The sequence below is a fragment of the Lentzea sp. NPDC036949 genome (assembly GCF_055608075.1).
Window position 1 is genome coordinate 208,703 of sequence record NZ_JBVJRA010000012.1, and the last position, 14,243, is coordinate 222,945.

Consider the following 14,243-nt stretch of genomic DNA (forward strand, 5'->3'; position numbering starts at 1 on the left):
GCGGTGCTGGTGACTGCTCGGTCACATCCGAAATCACCCGGTGGCGGTCGCGGGTTGACGTGGGTGTGACGGATGTCGTGGTGATCGGAGCGGGCCAGGCGGGCCTCTCGGCCTCCTACTTCCTGCGCAGGCGGAACGTCGACCACGTCGTGCTGGACGCGAACCCCGCACCCGGCGGCGCGTGGCAGCACCGGTGGCCGAGCCTGCGCATGCGCACCGTGCACGGCATCCACGAGCTCCCCGGCATGCCCTTCGAACAACCACCCCCGGACGCCCCCGCCCGCGAGGCGATCCCGTCGTACTTCGCGCGCTACGAGCGCCTGTTCGACCTGCCGGTGCTGCGCCCGGTGACCGTCTCCGCGGTCACCTCCGACTCGCCCCTGCTGCGGGTCGAGACCTCCGCGGGCACCTGGACCACCCGCGGCCTGATCAACGCGACCGGCACGTGGCGCCGCCCGTTCTGGCCGCACTACCCCGGCCAGTCCACGTTCCGCGGCCTGCACCTGCACACCGCCGACTACCAGGGCCCCACCGCCTTCGCCGGCAAACGCGTGGTCGTGGTCGGCGGCGGCGCCTCAGCCACCCAACTGCTGATGGAAATCGCCCCGCTCGCCGCCTCGACCCGCTGGGTCACCCGCCACGAACCGGTGTGGCACGAGGGCCCGTTCACCGAGGACTACGGCCGCCAGGTCGTCGCCCTGGTGGAGGAACGCGTCCGCGCCGGCCTGATCCCGCGCAGCGTGGTGAGCGTGACCGGCCTCCCCCTGAACGACCGGACCCTCGCCGCGCTGGCCGACGGCGTGCTCCAGCGCTGGCCGATGTTCTCCCGCGTCGTCCCCGACGGCGTCGAATGGGAGTCGGGCGAGCGGTACGCCGCCGACGTGATCCTGTGGGCCACCGGCTTCCGGCACGACCTCGACCACCTGGCGCCGCTGCGTCTGCGTGCGGCCGGGGGTGGGGTGCAGGTGGACGGGACGCGGGTCGTGCGTGATCCGCGGATCCACCTCGTCGGGTACGGGCCTTCGGCCAGCACCATCGGGGCGAACCGGGCGGGGCGGAGTGCGGTGCGGGAGTTGGTGCGGTTTCTCGGTCTTGAGGCTGGGGGCTCGGGGGCTGAGGGTTCGGGGGTTGGGCGCTCGGGGGTTGAGGGTGCTTTGGCGGGGTGAAGGCGCTGGTAGCGGCGTTGCGGCGGTCTCGCGTTGTCGCTCGATCGGGTGGCGCGTGTCCTGATCCGGCGGTTCGCCCGTCTTACCGGGTGACTTCGTGTGGTGTCGCTCGATCGGGTGGCTTGTGTCCGGAATCGGCCGCTCGCTCGCCCCGTGGGGGGAGAGGAACGCGGGGAGGCGGGACGGAACGTGTCGGAACGCGTGGGTGCCGGACCGGGTCAGGAGTCCGAGTGAGTCCGGCGCTTGGGCTTGGCGAGCCGGGTGGTGGCGAGTCGGGAGGCGGCGCGCCGGGTGGTGACGAGCCGGGTGGTGATGAAGACGGCCAGCGCGACACCGGCCAGCGCCAGCACACCCGTGGAGGCCAGGCCGACGTACTGCTCGACGAGGTGCCAGTTGTCGCCGAGGAGGTAGCCCGCGAGGATCAGCGCGGTGTTCCAGAGGAGGCTGCCGGCGGCGGTGTAGCCGAGGAACGGTGCCAGTCGCATCCGCTCCACGCCGGCCGGGATGGAGATCAGGCTGCGGAACACCGGGATCATCCGGCCGAAGAAGACCGCGCGGTAGCCGTTGCGGAGGAACCAGGCCTCGGTCTTGTCCACGTCGGACACGCGCACCAGCGGCATGCGGGCGGCGATGCGCCGGACCCGGTCGCGGCCCAGCAGGTGGCCGAGCCAGTAGAGGAGCAGGGCGCCGGCCACCGAACCCGCGGTGGTCCAGAGGATCGCGTCGAGCAGGGACATCTTGCCCTGGGCCGCGGTGAAACCGGCCAGGGGGAGGAAGACCTCGCTGGGCAGGGGCGGGAAGAGGTTCTCCAGCGCGATCGCCAGTGCCGCTCCGGGTGCGCCGGCCGATTGCATCAGGTCGGTGACCCAGTCGACGAGGTTCATGGGATCGACGGTACGGATTCGGGTGGCCGGTGACATTGGGGGAAACCCGAGGTCCTGGGTGGGGGTGACCCCACCCAGGGGTCGGGGTCTGCCGGGGGTGAGCTGGGAAGTCGTTGCCGCGGACGGGGAAACGCGGGAGGCCTCCGAGGGTCACAGTGGTGTCCGAAATGTCGCGTGAGAGTGCTCACGCGACCGGGTGCGGTGGGCGGACCGAGGGCGAGGTTCGGCGGGTCGAGCGGTCCACAGTGGACTGGAGCGGGACGGTGTGCGGGTACGTCCATTGGGCCACATCTGGTGGAAAGGCCTTTCCGGGGCTGAACAGGGTCGTTAGGCTCCGTGCGATGACCGACCAGGCGGGGACGTGTGCGACGTGTGGCGCCGCGACCGCTACCTCCCGGCGGAGTCAGGCCCGGTACTGCTCGAACGCGTGCCGGCAGCGCGCGTACCGGCGGCGGGCCACCAACCGGCAGCCGACCGGCGGCTGGCAGACCGGCAACGGCTGGCAAACGACCAACGGCTGGCAGGCGGGCGGCAACCAGCCAGGCAGCAGCCAACCAAGCAACAGTCAGCGAAGCAACGGCCAGCCGAGCAACGGCCGCGCGAACCACCAGAGCACTGGCCACACCATCCACCGCGCCACCAACGTCCAAGCCGACCAACGCACCAACCAGCCGCCGAACCACCCAGCGAACCAGCCCAAGAACCACCCGACGAACAAGCCCGCCCACCGCCACCCAGCCCTTGACAGCTTCATCGGCCGCACCGAGGACCTGAACCGCCTGGCAGCCCTCCACACCACCGGCACCGCCCGCGTCCTCACCCTCACCGGCCCGGTCGGTGTCGGCAAGACCAGGCTCGCCAAGGAGTTCACCGCCCGCCTGCCCGAGGTCGCCTGGGTGGAGCTCGCCTCGGTCGCGGGAGGCGACCACGTGCCGCGGGCGTGTGCGACGAGTTTGGGCATCGGCGAGGTCACCGGTGAGACGGTGCTGAGCACGGTGGTGCACGCGTTGGCCGGGCGGACGGTGGTGCTGGTGCTGGACAACTGCGAGCGGGTCGCCGGGGAGTGCGCGGCGTTGCTGGAGCCGTTGCTGATCGGCTGTCCCGGGGTGCGGGTGGTGGCGACGAGCCGGGAGCCGTTGCGGGTGCCGGGGGAGGTGCTGGTGCCGGTGCCGCCGTTGCCGGTCGAGGGGGCGGTCGCGTTGTTCGCCGACCGTGCGGAGGCCAGCCAGCTCGGGGTGCGGTTGCCGGGGCGGGAGGTGCTCGCCGGGCTGTGTGCGCGGCTGGACCGGTTGCCGTTGGCGGTCGAGCTGGCCGCGCGGCTGGTGACGGTGCTGCCGGTCAGCGAGTTGCTGGCCCGTCTGGACGACCGGTTGGAGCTGCTCAACCGCGGCAACCGGACCGCAGCCGTGCGGCACCAGAGCCTGCGCGCGGCCGTCGAGTGGAGCTACGACCACCTCGGCGCCGACGAGCAGCACGTGTTCCGCTGCCTGTCGGTGTTCCCCGGCGGGTTCGGGCTGGAGGTGGCGGTCGCGGCGTGTGCGCTGCGCACGGACCGGGTGCTGGCGCTGCTGTCGGGGCTCGTGTCGAAGTCGCTGCTCACGTTCACGGGCGCGGGGCGGTTCGAGCAGCTGGAGACGCTCCGGTTGTACGGCAGGGAGAAGCTCGGCGAGCTGCGGGACGTCGTGCTGGCGCGGGTCGCGCACTGGTTTGCCGGCCGCTGGACCGCGTTCACGGCGACCGTGTTCAGCGCACCGGCCGTCGTCGAACCGCTGATCGCCGAGTGCGCCGCGCTGCAGAGCGCCGTCGACTGGGCGGCCCGCACCGGTGATCGGAGCCACCTGCGGCTCGCGACGATGCTCGCCACGGCCTGGCGCGACCAGGGGCAGGTGTCGCAGGGGCGCCGGTCGCTGCACGCGGCGGTGCGGTCCACGGTGCCCAGCGAACCCGCCGTGCGCTGCCTCGCCCTGTGCCACCTCGCCTACCTGGCCGGCACCGACGACGACACCGGTCTGCCCACGGCCGAGCAGGCCGTCGCGCTGGCCCGCGAGCTCGGCGCACCGGTGCTGCTCGCCCAGGCCCTGAACGCGGTCGCGGGCGAGCTGGTGCGCGCGGGCCGGACCAGCGAGGCGCGCAAGCACTACGAGGAGGCGCTGGCGTTGCTGGTGCCGGTCGCCGGGCCGCTGGACCTCGCGATCATCGAGCACAACCTGGCCTGGTCGACGCTGCGGGCGGGTGACGAGGAGTTCGCGGACGCCCTGCTCGCCGACGTGCTGCCGGTCTACCGGCGGTTCGCTCCACCACGCCGACTAGCGGTCTTCCTGCACACGGTCGGCGTGCGCGCGTTGCAGCGCGGCGAGACAGACGAGGCCACGGACTGGTTCGAGCAGTCGCTTCGTGCGTCCTGCACGGGTTTCTGGGTGGCGGACGTGCTGGAGGGGCTGGCCGTGATCGCGTACCGGCGCCGTGACCCGAGGCGCGCGCTCAGGCTGGTCGGCGCGGCCTCGTGCCTGAGGGAAGGCGGGCCCACCGACGACCTCGTGTGGCAGCGGGAGGTCGTCGAGGTCGTGCGGGCCGCACGGGTCGCCGTGGGGAACTCGTGTCTCGCCGACGGCCGGCAGATGACGCGTGAGCAAGCGGTCGCCTACGCGCTGGAGGGCCGGATCGAGCAGCAGGAGCTCAGCGCACGCGAGCGGCAGGTCGTCGCGCTGGTGGCCGCGGGGCGGACGAACGGTGGCATCGGCACGGAGCTGCACATCTCGCAGCGGATGGTGGAGACGCACCTGCAACGGGTCCGGCGCAAGCTCGACCTGACCAGCCGCACCCAGATCGCGGACTGGGTCGAACGCAGGAACATGCGATCTGACCTGGGCGAACGTGCCCCGTGAGCACACCGCGCCCAGGACGATCGTGAGGTCGGGGGGACTCGAACCCCCACTGGCTGGGACCTAAACCCAGTGCCTCTGCCAATTGGGCTACGACCCCTCGGGTGGAAGCCTATAGCGCGGCCATGTACACGCTCTCCCGGGGCGCACGTGGGTCGTGTGCGGCCCCGCCCACGGCCGTCCACTACGGTGACTGCCAGAACCGCTGCTAGGAGGACATGTGGCACGCGATCCCGACACCATCCAGCGCGAGATCGAACAGGCTCGTGCCGCGCTGGCCAACACCCTGGACGAGCTCAGCGAGCGCGCGAACCCGCAGAAGCTCGTCGAACAGGGCCGCTCGTCCGTGCTGGCCACGCTGAGCCAGCCCAAGGTCAAGTACACCTTGATCGCGGTCGGTGCCGTGGTCGGCTTCGCGCTCGTGCGCAAGCTCTTCCGCTGAGCACCTGGCCAGAAGTCTCGTCCGCCCCCTCGTTGCTGATCAGGCGTCTGCAAGTACCACCAACATGGTCGCCGCCCGTCGAACCGGATTCCAGGTCCGCGGACGGCCGGCGGAGCTGTTGGCAGTAGAAAAGTGCTTGGTGATGTTGAGTCGGTGGTACTTGCAGATGCCGGCAAAGCCGGGGGGCGCTAGGCGTGCACCAACGGTAGTAGGACCTGCTCGACGACCTTCTCCACGAACGGCTCGTCGAGCGGGTCACCGGTGAGCATCAGCCGGTAGATCAACGCCGCGCCCGCGATCTCCACGGCCATGCCGCGCGGGGCGTCGGCCCTCAGCTCACCCCGGTCGGCGGCCCGGTCGAGGATTCCGCGCAGCACGTCGCGCTGCGAGATCAGGAACGTCTCCCGGAACGCCGCCGCCAGCTCCGGCTCGTGCGGCAGCTCGCCCACCAGCGCCTGAGCGGCCTTGCCGATCGGACCGGACAGGAACGCGGCGAACGACGACAGGAACTCGCGCAGGTCACCGGCGAGCGAGCCGGTGTCCGGTGCGCCGAGGTTCTGCGTGGCGAGCTGCGTGCACGTGTCGATCACCAGATCGAGCTTCGACTCCCAGCGCCGGTAGATCGTGGCCTTGCCCGCTCTCGCGCGCGCTGCCACCGCGTCCATGGTGAGGGCCCGGTATCCGACCTCGGCCATCACTTCGAGCGCTGCCTGACGTAATGCGTCGTCCCTGCTGGCGTCGCGAGGCCGGCCCCGCTGTGGGGCCCTTCCCTCGTTGAGCGCCGCTGTCGGCACGGCCATGCCACCTCCTAGTGCAAGGGCACGGCTCGTGCGTGTTCTCCCCGCCCCTTTGGCGGGACATCCTAGGCGTCTCGCCCTACTCGCAGGGGCAGCAGCACCCGGTTGTTGGATCGTGTTGTGGTCGGTCGACTCCTGTGCGGCCGGTACCGGGAAGAGGACCGGGAACTCCGTTCCGGCACCTGTCGAGAACCTGAAGATCGTGCCAGGGAGCTGGACAGTCCACATCGGATGGTCAGTCCGCCGGTGCCTTCACGGCCGTGGCCAGCTGGGTCAGGTACCGCTTGGTGATCCGGCCGCCGTAGCGGGTGCCGATGAGCCTGCCGATGCCGGCGACCAGCTCGTCGCGGGTGGGCAGCGTGATGTGGTTCGAGTACGTGAGCAGCAGGTCGACGTAGGTTTCCGCGGTGTAGTCGCGCTCCCACTCGTACCTGCGGAACTCCGGCGGCTCGAAGAACGGGCTGTCGTCGAGCTCGAACGGCACGGTGCCGGCCGCCGGCTGCCGGAAGCCCTGCGGCGTGCCCGGGTCCCAGCGCTCGTAGAGCTCCTGCACGTCGGCGAAGAACTGCTCGGTGCCGCCCGCGACGTGGTGCGTGGAGATCACGGCGAGCGTCCCGCCGTTCCGCAACGCGCGTGCGCACCGGGCCATGCGGGTGTCCGGGTCCAGCCAGTGGAACGCCGTCGCGGACACCACGAGGTCGAACTCCCCGTCCGGCTCCCACTCGTCGAAGTCCGCCACCACGACGTGCGCGCGCGGCGCGTGGGTGCGGGCGATCGCGGCGAGGTCCGGGCTCAGCTCCACGGCGGTCACGGAACCGAGCGCGGTCAGCGGCAGCGTGGCCTGGCCGGTGCCAGGGCCGATCTCCAGGATGCGGTCGCCGTGCAGCGCGGCGAAGAGCTCGGCGGGGTAGGTCGGACGGGCCCGGTGGTAGCGGGCCGCGTCCGTGCCGAAGGTGGCGCGCAGGCGCTCGCGTTCGGTCATGCGCCGAGCTCGAGCTCGCGCGAGGGCAGCGCGTCGATCCCCTTCCGGGCGAAGTCGGTCCACGTCCGCCGCACGACCGCGGCCAGCGCCGGGTCCGGCTCCTGCCCGGCCAGCATGCCCGCACCGGTCCAGGCGTCCGGGTCGAACAGGAACGGCAGCTCCATGCAGTGGCAGGCCCCCAGCGGAGCGCCCTCCGGCCGCCAGCGGAAGTCGTAGGTGGCGGCCTGGCCACCGGCCTTGGCCCAGTCGGCGGCCAGCCGGCGCGCGGGGCCCGCGAAGACGAGCTCGGTGGCGACGGCCCAGGCCTCCGGGTGGTTCGCGACGTACGGGCTGCCGTCGTCCCGCGTGTGTCCGACGAGCAGCTCCACCCGCGGCGCCACCGCGGTCAGGTCGGGCTCGCCCGGCAGCTCCGGGCCGAACGGCATGCTGCCCGACGGCGTGAACCTCGGCCCCAGCTCGGCGGTGACGCGCTGCTGGGCGGCCAGCACGTCCGCCACGGGGGTGCCGGCGTCGACGGAGGCGGAGACGTGTTCGCGCAGCGCCGCCGTCATGGCCGGGCGGTCGGGGCTGCGGGTGCCCAGCGGCGCGCTCTGCAGGATCGCGCGCTGGAACAGGCCCTCGGTGTCGGTGAGCAGCAGCGCGTACACGGAGTCAGCGCCCGCGGACTGGCCGAACGCCGTCACGTTCGCCGGGTCGCCACCGAACTCCGCGATGGTGTCGCGCACCCACCGCAACGCCGCCAGCTGGTCCAGCAGCCCCAGGTCGTCCCGCAGGTAACCGAAGATCCCGAGCCGGTAGCTGACGCTCACGACCACGACGCCCTGCGCGGCCAAGAGCCCTGCGTCGTACTTCGCCGACTCGCCGCTGCCGGTCACGTACGCGCCGCCGTGGAACCACACCATCACCGGCAGGCCGTCGGCGTCGGCCGGTGCCGTCACGCTCAGCACCTGGCAGTGCTCGTCGAACGACAGCCCCTCGACCGAGTTGCCGACCACCGCGGCCAGCGCCGACGGCGACTGCGGGCAGGCCGGGCCGCGGCGGGTGTCGTCCACCACACCGTCCCAGGTGAGCGGCTCGGGCGCGGCGAACCGGGCCGCCGTCGCGTAACGGATCGCACGTGCCCGCACGAGGCCTTCCGCAGTGTTCAGCACGCCCCCGATGGTAGGCGCGGGTGGTCAACTCCACAGCCTCCCGAGTGGGCGCGACCGGCCTGCCCGGAGCACGATGGACCGGTTGGACCACGAGGCAGAGGAGGAACCCAGGTGCGGGCTACGACGATCTACGGCACCCGTGACATCCGCGTCGAGGAGGTGCCCGACGCGCGCGTCCAGGAGCCGGGTGACGTCGTCGTCCGGGTCGAGCTCGCCTGCATCTGCGGCAGCGACCTGTGGGCGTACCGGGGTGTCGCCAAGCGCGAGAGCGGGCAGCGGATCGGCCACGAGTTCCTCGGCGTCGTCGAGGAGGTCGGCGCGGACGTGCGCAGCGTCCAGGCCGGCGACCGGGTCATTGCGCCGTTCGTGTGGAGCGACGGCACCTGCGCCTACTGCCAGGCCGGGTTGCAGACGTCGTGCCTCAACGGCGGGTTCTGGGGCGGCAAGGGCAGCGACGGCGGCCAGGGCGAGGCCGTGCGGGTGCCGCAGGCCGACGGCACGCTGGTGCGCGTCCCGGCCGACGCGCCGGCGGAGCTGCTGCCCGCGTTCCTGAGCCTGAGCGACGTCATGGGCACCGGGCACCACGCGGCACTGGGCGCGGGCGTGCAACCCGGCAGCACCGTCGCGGTCGTCGGTGACGGCGCCGTGGGCCTGTGCGGTGTGCTCGCGGCCAAGCGCCTCGGCGCCGAGCGGATCATCGCGCTGGGCCGCCACGAGGACCGCGCCAAGATCGCGACCCTGTTCGGCGCGACCGACCAGGTGGCCGAACGCGGTGACGCCGCCGTCGAGCGGATCAAGGAGATGACCGGCGGGCTCGGGGCGGCCGCGGTGCTGGAGTGCGTGGGCACGGAGCAGTCGTGGCAGACCGCCATGGGCATCGTGCGCGACGGCGGCCGCATCGGGTACGTCGGCGTGCCGCACGAGATGCCGGGGCTGCCGCTGGGCAAGCTGTTCGGCCGCAACATCGCCATCGGCGGCGGCGTCGCACCCGCGCGCGCCTACCTGCCCGAGCTGCTCGCCGACGTGCTCGCCGGGCGGATCGACCCCGGTCCCGTGTTCGACCGGACGGTCGCGCTCGCCGATGTCGCCCAGGGCTACCAGGCGATGGACGAGCGGACCGCCCTCAAGGTCATCGTCAAGCCGTGACTCACGGCGCCGGCGTCCGCGCGGCGGCGGTGAGCACGTAGTCCTCGGCGCGCACGCGCTTCGTCCGCATCCAGTACCGCCAGGTGAAGCCCGGCCACACGGTGCGGTTGACGCCCTGCGCGTCGAGGTACCAGCTCTTGCAGCCGCCCTGGGTCCACACGCCCTTGGTCAGCTTGCCCTGGATCTCGCGGTTGAACTCCTGCTGGGCCTCCCGCCGCACGTCCAGCTCCGCCGCGCGGTGCCGGTCGAGGAGCCGGAGGCACTGCGAGATGTACCGGATCTGCGACTCGATCATGAACACGACCGAGTTGTGCCCGAGTCCGGTGTTGGGGCCCAGCAGGAAGAACAGGTTGGGGAAGCCGGACACCGTGATGCCGTAGTAGGTCTCGATGCCCTGCTCGCGCCACTTCTTGGCGAGGTCGACCCCGCCCTTGCCCTGGATGTCCAGGTAGTCGAACGAGTCGACGACGTGGAACCCGGTGCCGTAGATGATGGCGTCGACCTCGTGCTCGACGCCCGCGCTGTCCACGACGGACCTCTCGCGCACCTCGGAGATCTTGTCCGTCACCAGGTCCACGTTGGACCGCGACAGCGCGGGGTAGTAGTCGTTGGAGATCAGCACGCGCTTGCAGCCCATGGTGTAGTCGGGCTTCAGCGCCTTGCGCAGCTCCGGGTCCGGCACCTGCTTCTTCAGGTGCCGCACCGCGATCCCCTGCGCGAACTGCATGATCTTCGGGTTGACCGCGAAGCCCAGCGCCGACGACTCGCGGGTCCAGTAGACGAAGTCGCGGTAGAGCCGCTGCGTGAACGGCAGGGCGCGGAACAGCTTTCGCTCCCAGCCGGTGATCTCGCGGTCGGCCTTGGGCATGATCCACGGCGGCGTGCGCTGGAAGACCTTGAGCGACCCGACCTGCCCGGCGATCTTCGGCACGAACTGGATCGCCGACGCGCCCGTGCCGACGACGGCGACCCGCTTGCCGGTCAGGTCGTAGTCGTGGTCCCACTGCGCGCTGTGGAACGTCTTGCCGGTGAAGTTCTCGATGCCCGGCAGTTCGGGGACGTTCGGGATGTGCAGCGCGCCGACGCCCGCGACCAGCGCCGTGGCGGTGTAGGTGTCGCCCTGCTCGGTGGTGACGTGCCAGCGCTTGGCCTCGTCGTCCCACCGCGCGCCGGAGACCTTGGTGTTGAAGCGGATGTGCGGTCGCAGCCGGTGCTTGTCGGCGACCTTGCGCAGGTACTCCCAGATCTCGCCTTGCTGGGCGAACATCCGCGACCACCCCGGGTTCAGCTCGAACGAGAACGAGTACATGTGCGACGGCACGTCGCACGCGCAACCGGGGTAGGAGTTGTCCCGCCACGTGCCACCGAGGTCGCTCGCCTTTTCGAGGACCACGAAGTCGTGCTCACCGCGGCGCTTCAGCTCGACGGCCATCCCGAGGCCGGAGAAGCCGGTGCCGATGACGAGCACTTTCGTCTCTCGGTGCATGGGGACACCCTCCCACTCGCTTGGCTACTTCACAGTAGGTTACTCGAAGTAAGTTACGAGCGGTAGACTCCATTCGTGACCGCTCCAGCGCCACGGCGCCGCATGCCCAGGGCGCAGCGCATGGCCCAGATGCTCACCGTCGCCGAGGAGGTCTTCGCGGAGCAGGGCTACCTCGCCACCTCCATGGACGAGATCGCCGAACGCTGCGGCGTCTCCAAGCCGATGATCTACGAGTACTTCGGGTCCAAGGAGGGCCTGCTGATCGGCTGCATCCACCGGGCGCGCGCCGAGCTGCGGGAGAAGACGGCCGCGGCCATCGCGGGCGCGCAGGACCCCGAGCAGTTCCTGCGGCTGGGGCTGCTCGCGTTCTTCGAGTTCATCGTCGACCACCAGCGGTCCTGGGCCCTGCTGCGGCAGGAGGCGGCGATCGCGGTGCCGTCGGCGCAGGAGGAGGTCGAGGGGATCCGGCAGCAGCAGACGGACATGATCGGGTCCGTGCTGGTGTCGTTCGCGCCGGAGATCGACCCGCTGGAGGCGGAGGCGTTCGCGGAGATCGTCGTCGGCGCGTGCGAACGGCTCGCCGTGTGGTGCGAGCGCAGGCCCGGTGTGGGACCCGCGCTCGCGACCGACTACGTGATGGCCGTGGTCTGGCCGGGCGTCGCCGACCGGCTCACGAAGCTGCCTTGACCCGTTCCGCGCGCATCTGCGTGACGGCGGGCAGGTCCAGCGGCGCCACCTTCGTGCCGGTGGCCCACTCGATCAGCATGTCGGCGAGCTGCGGGTTGCGCGGCAGCACCGGGCCGTGCAGGTAGGTGCAGACGATCCGGCCCTGCACCGCGCCCTCGACGCTGCCGTCGTTGCCGGTGCCGACCTTCACGTGCGCCAGCGGACGCGCGGACGGGCCCAGCACCGTGCGGCCCTGGTGGTTCTCGAACCCGGTCAGCACACCGGAGAACAGGCCGTCCGCCGGCTCGGCCAGCACCTCGCCGATGGCACGGCTGCCCCCGGCGTGCGAGGTCGAATCGATCAGGCCCATGCCGGGGTGCGTCACGTTGTCGGCGCGGGTGAAGCTCTCGCCGAAGATCTGGATGCCCGCGCACACCCCGAGCACCACGGCGCCCTTCGTGACCGCGCGCTGCAGACCGGGGTGCTCGCGCAGGTGCTTCACCGCGAGCGTCTGCGCGGTGTCCTCGCCACCGCCGACGACGTAGATGTCGCACGAGTCCGGCACCGGCTGGCCGTAGTTGATCGGCACGACCTCGGCCTTGATCCCGCGCCACGCCATGCGCTTCTCCAGCACGACGGCGTTGCCGAAGTCCCCGTAGGTGCCGAGGAGGTCCGGCAGCACGAGGGCGATCTGAACGGTCGACTCACTCATCAGCGGCAGCCCTGGCATTCAAGTCGCGGAACGCGGTGTAGTTGGCGATGACCTCGACCGCGCCGGCGGGCAGCTGGTCGAGGGCCCTCAGCGGGTCTTTGACGATCGTGTGCTCGACCTCGGCGTACGTCAGGCGCACGGCCAGGTCGCTGGCGCGCTCACCGGACGCGATCACCTGGCGGCCGCGCAGCTTCTCGAACGGGACGTCCCACAGCCAGCTCAGGTCGCGGCCGTCGGCCTCCTGGGCGTTGATGACCAGGACGGCCGGGTGGTGCGCCTCCCTGACCACGGTGAGCGTCTCGCTCCAGCCCGCCGGGTTCTTGCTCAGCAGCAGCCGCGCACTGCGGCCGTTGCGCTGGATCGTGCGGTACCGGCCGCTGACGTTGCTCACGCCACGCAAACGGCGCACCGCCTCGTCGACCGGCACACCGAGCGTGTGCGCGGCCGCCGTGGCCATGACGGCGTTCGCCTGGTTGAACTTGCCCGGCAGCGTCAGCCGCAGCTCCAGCTTCCGGTGCTCCGGCGTGATCATGGCCTCGTCGGCGGTGATCCACGTCGGGTGCGGCCGCGCCAGGTCGCAGTTCGTGCAGTGCCAGTGCTCGCCCTGCCAGCGGATCGGGTCACCGCACCGCGGGCAGCTCGCGCTGTCGTGGTGCCAGCTCGTGCCGGTGGCGACCCAGACGACGTTCTTCGCGTCCCTCGCCGCACTGGTCACCATCACGTCGTCGCAGTTGGCGACGATCACGCAGTTCTGCAGCCCGGCGATCGTGTCGCGGATGCTGCGCTCGATCGTGCGCACCTCACCGACCCGGTCGAGCTGGTCGCGGCTGAGGTTCAGGATCACCGCGACCGCCGGGTTGCTGGCACCGGCGACGGCGGGGAAGTACCCCTCGTCGCACTCCAGCACGGCGTACGGGGCGTCCGGCTGCTTCGACAGCGCCGTCACGTGCCCGTCGGGCATGTTCGCGCCGCTGTGGTTGGTGGCGACCTCAGCCAGCGCCGTGACGGCCCTGGCCAGCATCATCGTGCTGGTCGTCTTGCCGTTCGTGCCGGTGACCACGGCGACCCTGCGGCCGGCGGTCAGGCGGTTCAACGCCTGGGGGTCGAGCTTGAGGGCGACTCGGCCGCCGATCATGCCACCTGCGCCGAGACCCATCTTCTGAGACAGCGTGGAGCTCAGGTTGCCCAGCTTCACGGCGGCTGCGGTGCGCAGGGGGAGGCGGGCGGGGGAATCGTTCACCCCGGCGATGCTACCGGCGTGGGCGGGTAACCCTTCGTGGGCGGTGGTTTCGGTGGTGTGAACGGGGTTCGGTACAACGGTGGGTGCTGTTCCCGCGGCTCCGCCCGCGTTCCCCGCGACCGTTCTAACGGGACATCGACCGCAGCGTGCGGATCAGCTCTACCGCCGGCAGCTGGCAGAGCTGCGCCATGTTCTCCACCGCCGCCAGGTCGAGGTGCACCTCCGGTGACGCCCCGGGAGGCAGCACGTGCAGGCGCCCGGCCGCCCACCGGCGCAGTGGCGCGAGGCGGGGGTTGTCCGTGGCGGCGACCAGGGACAGGTTCAGGGTCAGGTGACCTGCCGGCGTGTCGCCGAAGAAGCGTTCGTGCACGCGGGCCAGCACCTCGTGCGCGGGCACGTCGAGTGCGTGGCAGATCTCGACCAGGCGCACGACCGAGCACTGGCGGGTGCCCAGCTCGTACGTCGCCAGGGTCTGCAGGGAGATCTCCGTCTGCAAGCGCTTGTTCAGTTCTTTCCTGGTCCAGCCGCGCTGCTTGCGAAGGCTGCGGATCTCGTCACCGAGCACGCGTTGGTACGCGGCTGTGTCGATCGGTCCTGTCGCAGTCGTCACCGGTTTCCTCCACCCCATGAGCGGGTCTCACGCTGATGGAAGGCGCCGATGCTTCGCCGCTTACGCAACTTACGGCCAA

Annotated in this window: 13 protein-coding genes and 1 tRNA gene; 5 read left to right on the plus strand and 9 right to left on the minus strand. The window is 71.3% G+C overall.

The window, feature by feature from the left end; all coding sequences use genetic code 11:
* The first annotated feature begins 65 nt into the window (after positions 1-65).
* Positions 66-1,166, plus strand: a complete 1,101-nt coding sequence (locus tag ACZ7CD_RS30500; protein WP_470380230.1) for an NAD(P)-binding domain-containing protein — start codon at positions 66-68, stop codon at positions 1,164-1,166.
* Between the two features lie 218 nt (positions 1,167-1,384).
* On the opposite strand, the gene ACZ7CD_RS30505 is transcribed toward ACZ7CD_RS30500, so the two are convergent.
* On the minus strand, positions 1,385-2,050 hold the full coding sequence (locus ACZ7CD_RS30505) for a DedA family protein (protein ID WP_470380231.1): 666 nt from the start codon (positions 2,048-2,050) through the stop codon (positions 1,385-1,387).
* 341 nt (positions 2,051-2,391) lie between these two features.
* Between ACZ7CD_RS30505 and ACZ7CD_RS30510 the strand changes: the two genes are divergently transcribed.
* Positions 2,392-4,935: a LuxR C-terminal-related transcriptional regulator gene (locus ACZ7CD_RS30510; protein WP_470380232.1), complete on the plus strand. Its 2,544-nt coding sequence runs from the start codon at positions 2,392-2,394 to the stop codon at positions 4,933-4,935.
* Between the two features lie 23 nt (positions 4,936-4,958).
* On the opposite strand, the gene ACZ7CD_RS30515 is transcribed toward ACZ7CD_RS30510, so the two are convergent.
* Positions 4,959-5,032, minus strand: a tRNA-Leu gene (locus ACZ7CD_RS30515).
* Positions 5,033-5,152: 120 nt separating this feature from the next.
* Between ACZ7CD_RS30515 and ACZ7CD_RS30520 the strand changes: the two genes are divergently transcribed.
* Positions 5,153-5,374, plus strand: a complete 222-nt coding sequence (locus ACZ7CD_RS30520; RefSeq protein WP_360398232.1) for a DUF3618 domain-containing protein — start codon at positions 5,153-5,155, stop codon at positions 5,372-5,374.
* A 188-nt stretch (positions 5,375-5,562) separates the two neighbouring features.
* Here ACZ7CD_RS30520 and ACZ7CD_RS30525 read toward each other — a convergent pair whose 3' ends face one another.
* The 3 genes from ACZ7CD_RS30525 to ACZ7CD_RS30535 form a co-directional block, all read right to left on the minus strand.
* On the minus strand, positions 5,563-6,174 hold the full coding sequence (locus tag ACZ7CD_RS30525) for a TetR/AcrR family transcriptional regulator (RefSeq protein ID WP_360398234.1): 612 nt from the start codon (positions 6,172-6,174) through the stop codon (positions 5,563-5,565).
* Positions 6,175-6,406: 232 nt separating this feature from the next.
* On the minus strand, positions 6,407-7,153 hold the full coding sequence (locus ACZ7CD_RS30530) for a class I SAM-dependent methyltransferase (RefSeq protein WP_470380233.1): 747 nt from the start codon (positions 7,151-7,153) through the stop codon (positions 6,407-6,409).
* Positions 7,150-8,304, minus strand: coding sequence for a carboxylesterase family protein (locus ACZ7CD_RS30535; protein ID WP_470380234.1), 1,155 nt, complete (start codon positions 8,302-8,304; stop codon positions 7,150-7,152). The genes ACZ7CD_RS30530 and ACZ7CD_RS30535 overlap by 4 nt, the downstream gene beginning before the upstream one ends.
* Before the next feature lie 111 nt (positions 8,305-8,415).
* Between ACZ7CD_RS30535 and ACZ7CD_RS30540 the strand changes: the two genes are divergently transcribed.
* The gene (locus ACZ7CD_RS30540) at positions 8,416-9,450 is read left to right on the plus strand and encodes a zinc-dependent alcohol dehydrogenase family protein (protein ID WP_458434096.1); all 1,035 of its coding nucleotides are present in this window, start codon (positions 8,416-8,418) and stop codon (positions 9,448-9,450) included.
* A 1-nt stretch (position 9,451) separates the two neighbouring features.
* On the opposite strand, the gene ACZ7CD_RS30545 is transcribed toward ACZ7CD_RS30540, so the two are convergent.
* Positions 9,452-10,936, minus strand: coding sequence for a flavin-containing monooxygenase (locus tag ACZ7CD_RS30545; protein WP_458434095.1), 1,485 nt, complete (start codon positions 10,934-10,936; stop codon positions 9,452-9,454).
* Between the two features lie 75 nt (positions 10,937-11,011).
* Between ACZ7CD_RS30545 and ACZ7CD_RS30550 the strand changes: the two genes are divergently transcribed.
* Positions 11,012-11,623, plus strand: coding sequence for a TetR/AcrR family transcriptional regulator (locus tag ACZ7CD_RS30550; RefSeq protein WP_360398244.1), 612 nt, complete (start codon positions 11,012-11,014; stop codon positions 11,621-11,623).
* Here the strand turns inward: ACZ7CD_RS30550 and ACZ7CD_RS30555 are convergent.
* From ACZ7CD_RS30555 to ACZ7CD_RS30565, 3 genes are all read right to left on the minus strand, one after another.
* A complete protein-coding gene (locus ACZ7CD_RS30555; RefSeq protein ID WP_360398246.1) occupies positions 11,607-12,314 on the minus strand; it encodes a type 1 glutamine amidotransferase in 708 nt (235 codons plus the stop codon). The genes ACZ7CD_RS30550 and ACZ7CD_RS30555 overlap by 17 nt on opposite strands.
* Positions 12,307-13,554, minus strand: coding sequence for a MurT ligase domain-containing protein (locus tag ACZ7CD_RS30560; protein ID WP_470380235.1), 1,248 nt, complete (start codon positions 13,552-13,554; stop codon positions 12,307-12,309). The genes ACZ7CD_RS30555 and ACZ7CD_RS30560 overlap by 8 nt, the downstream gene beginning before the upstream one ends.
* A 124-nt stretch (positions 13,555-13,678) precedes the next feature.
* Positions 13,679-14,164, minus strand: coding sequence for a helix-turn-helix domain-containing protein (locus ACZ7CD_RS30565; RefSeq protein WP_360398250.1), 486 nt, complete (start codon positions 14,162-14,164; stop codon positions 13,679-13,681).
* Positions 14,165-14,243: the final 79 nt, after the last annotated feature.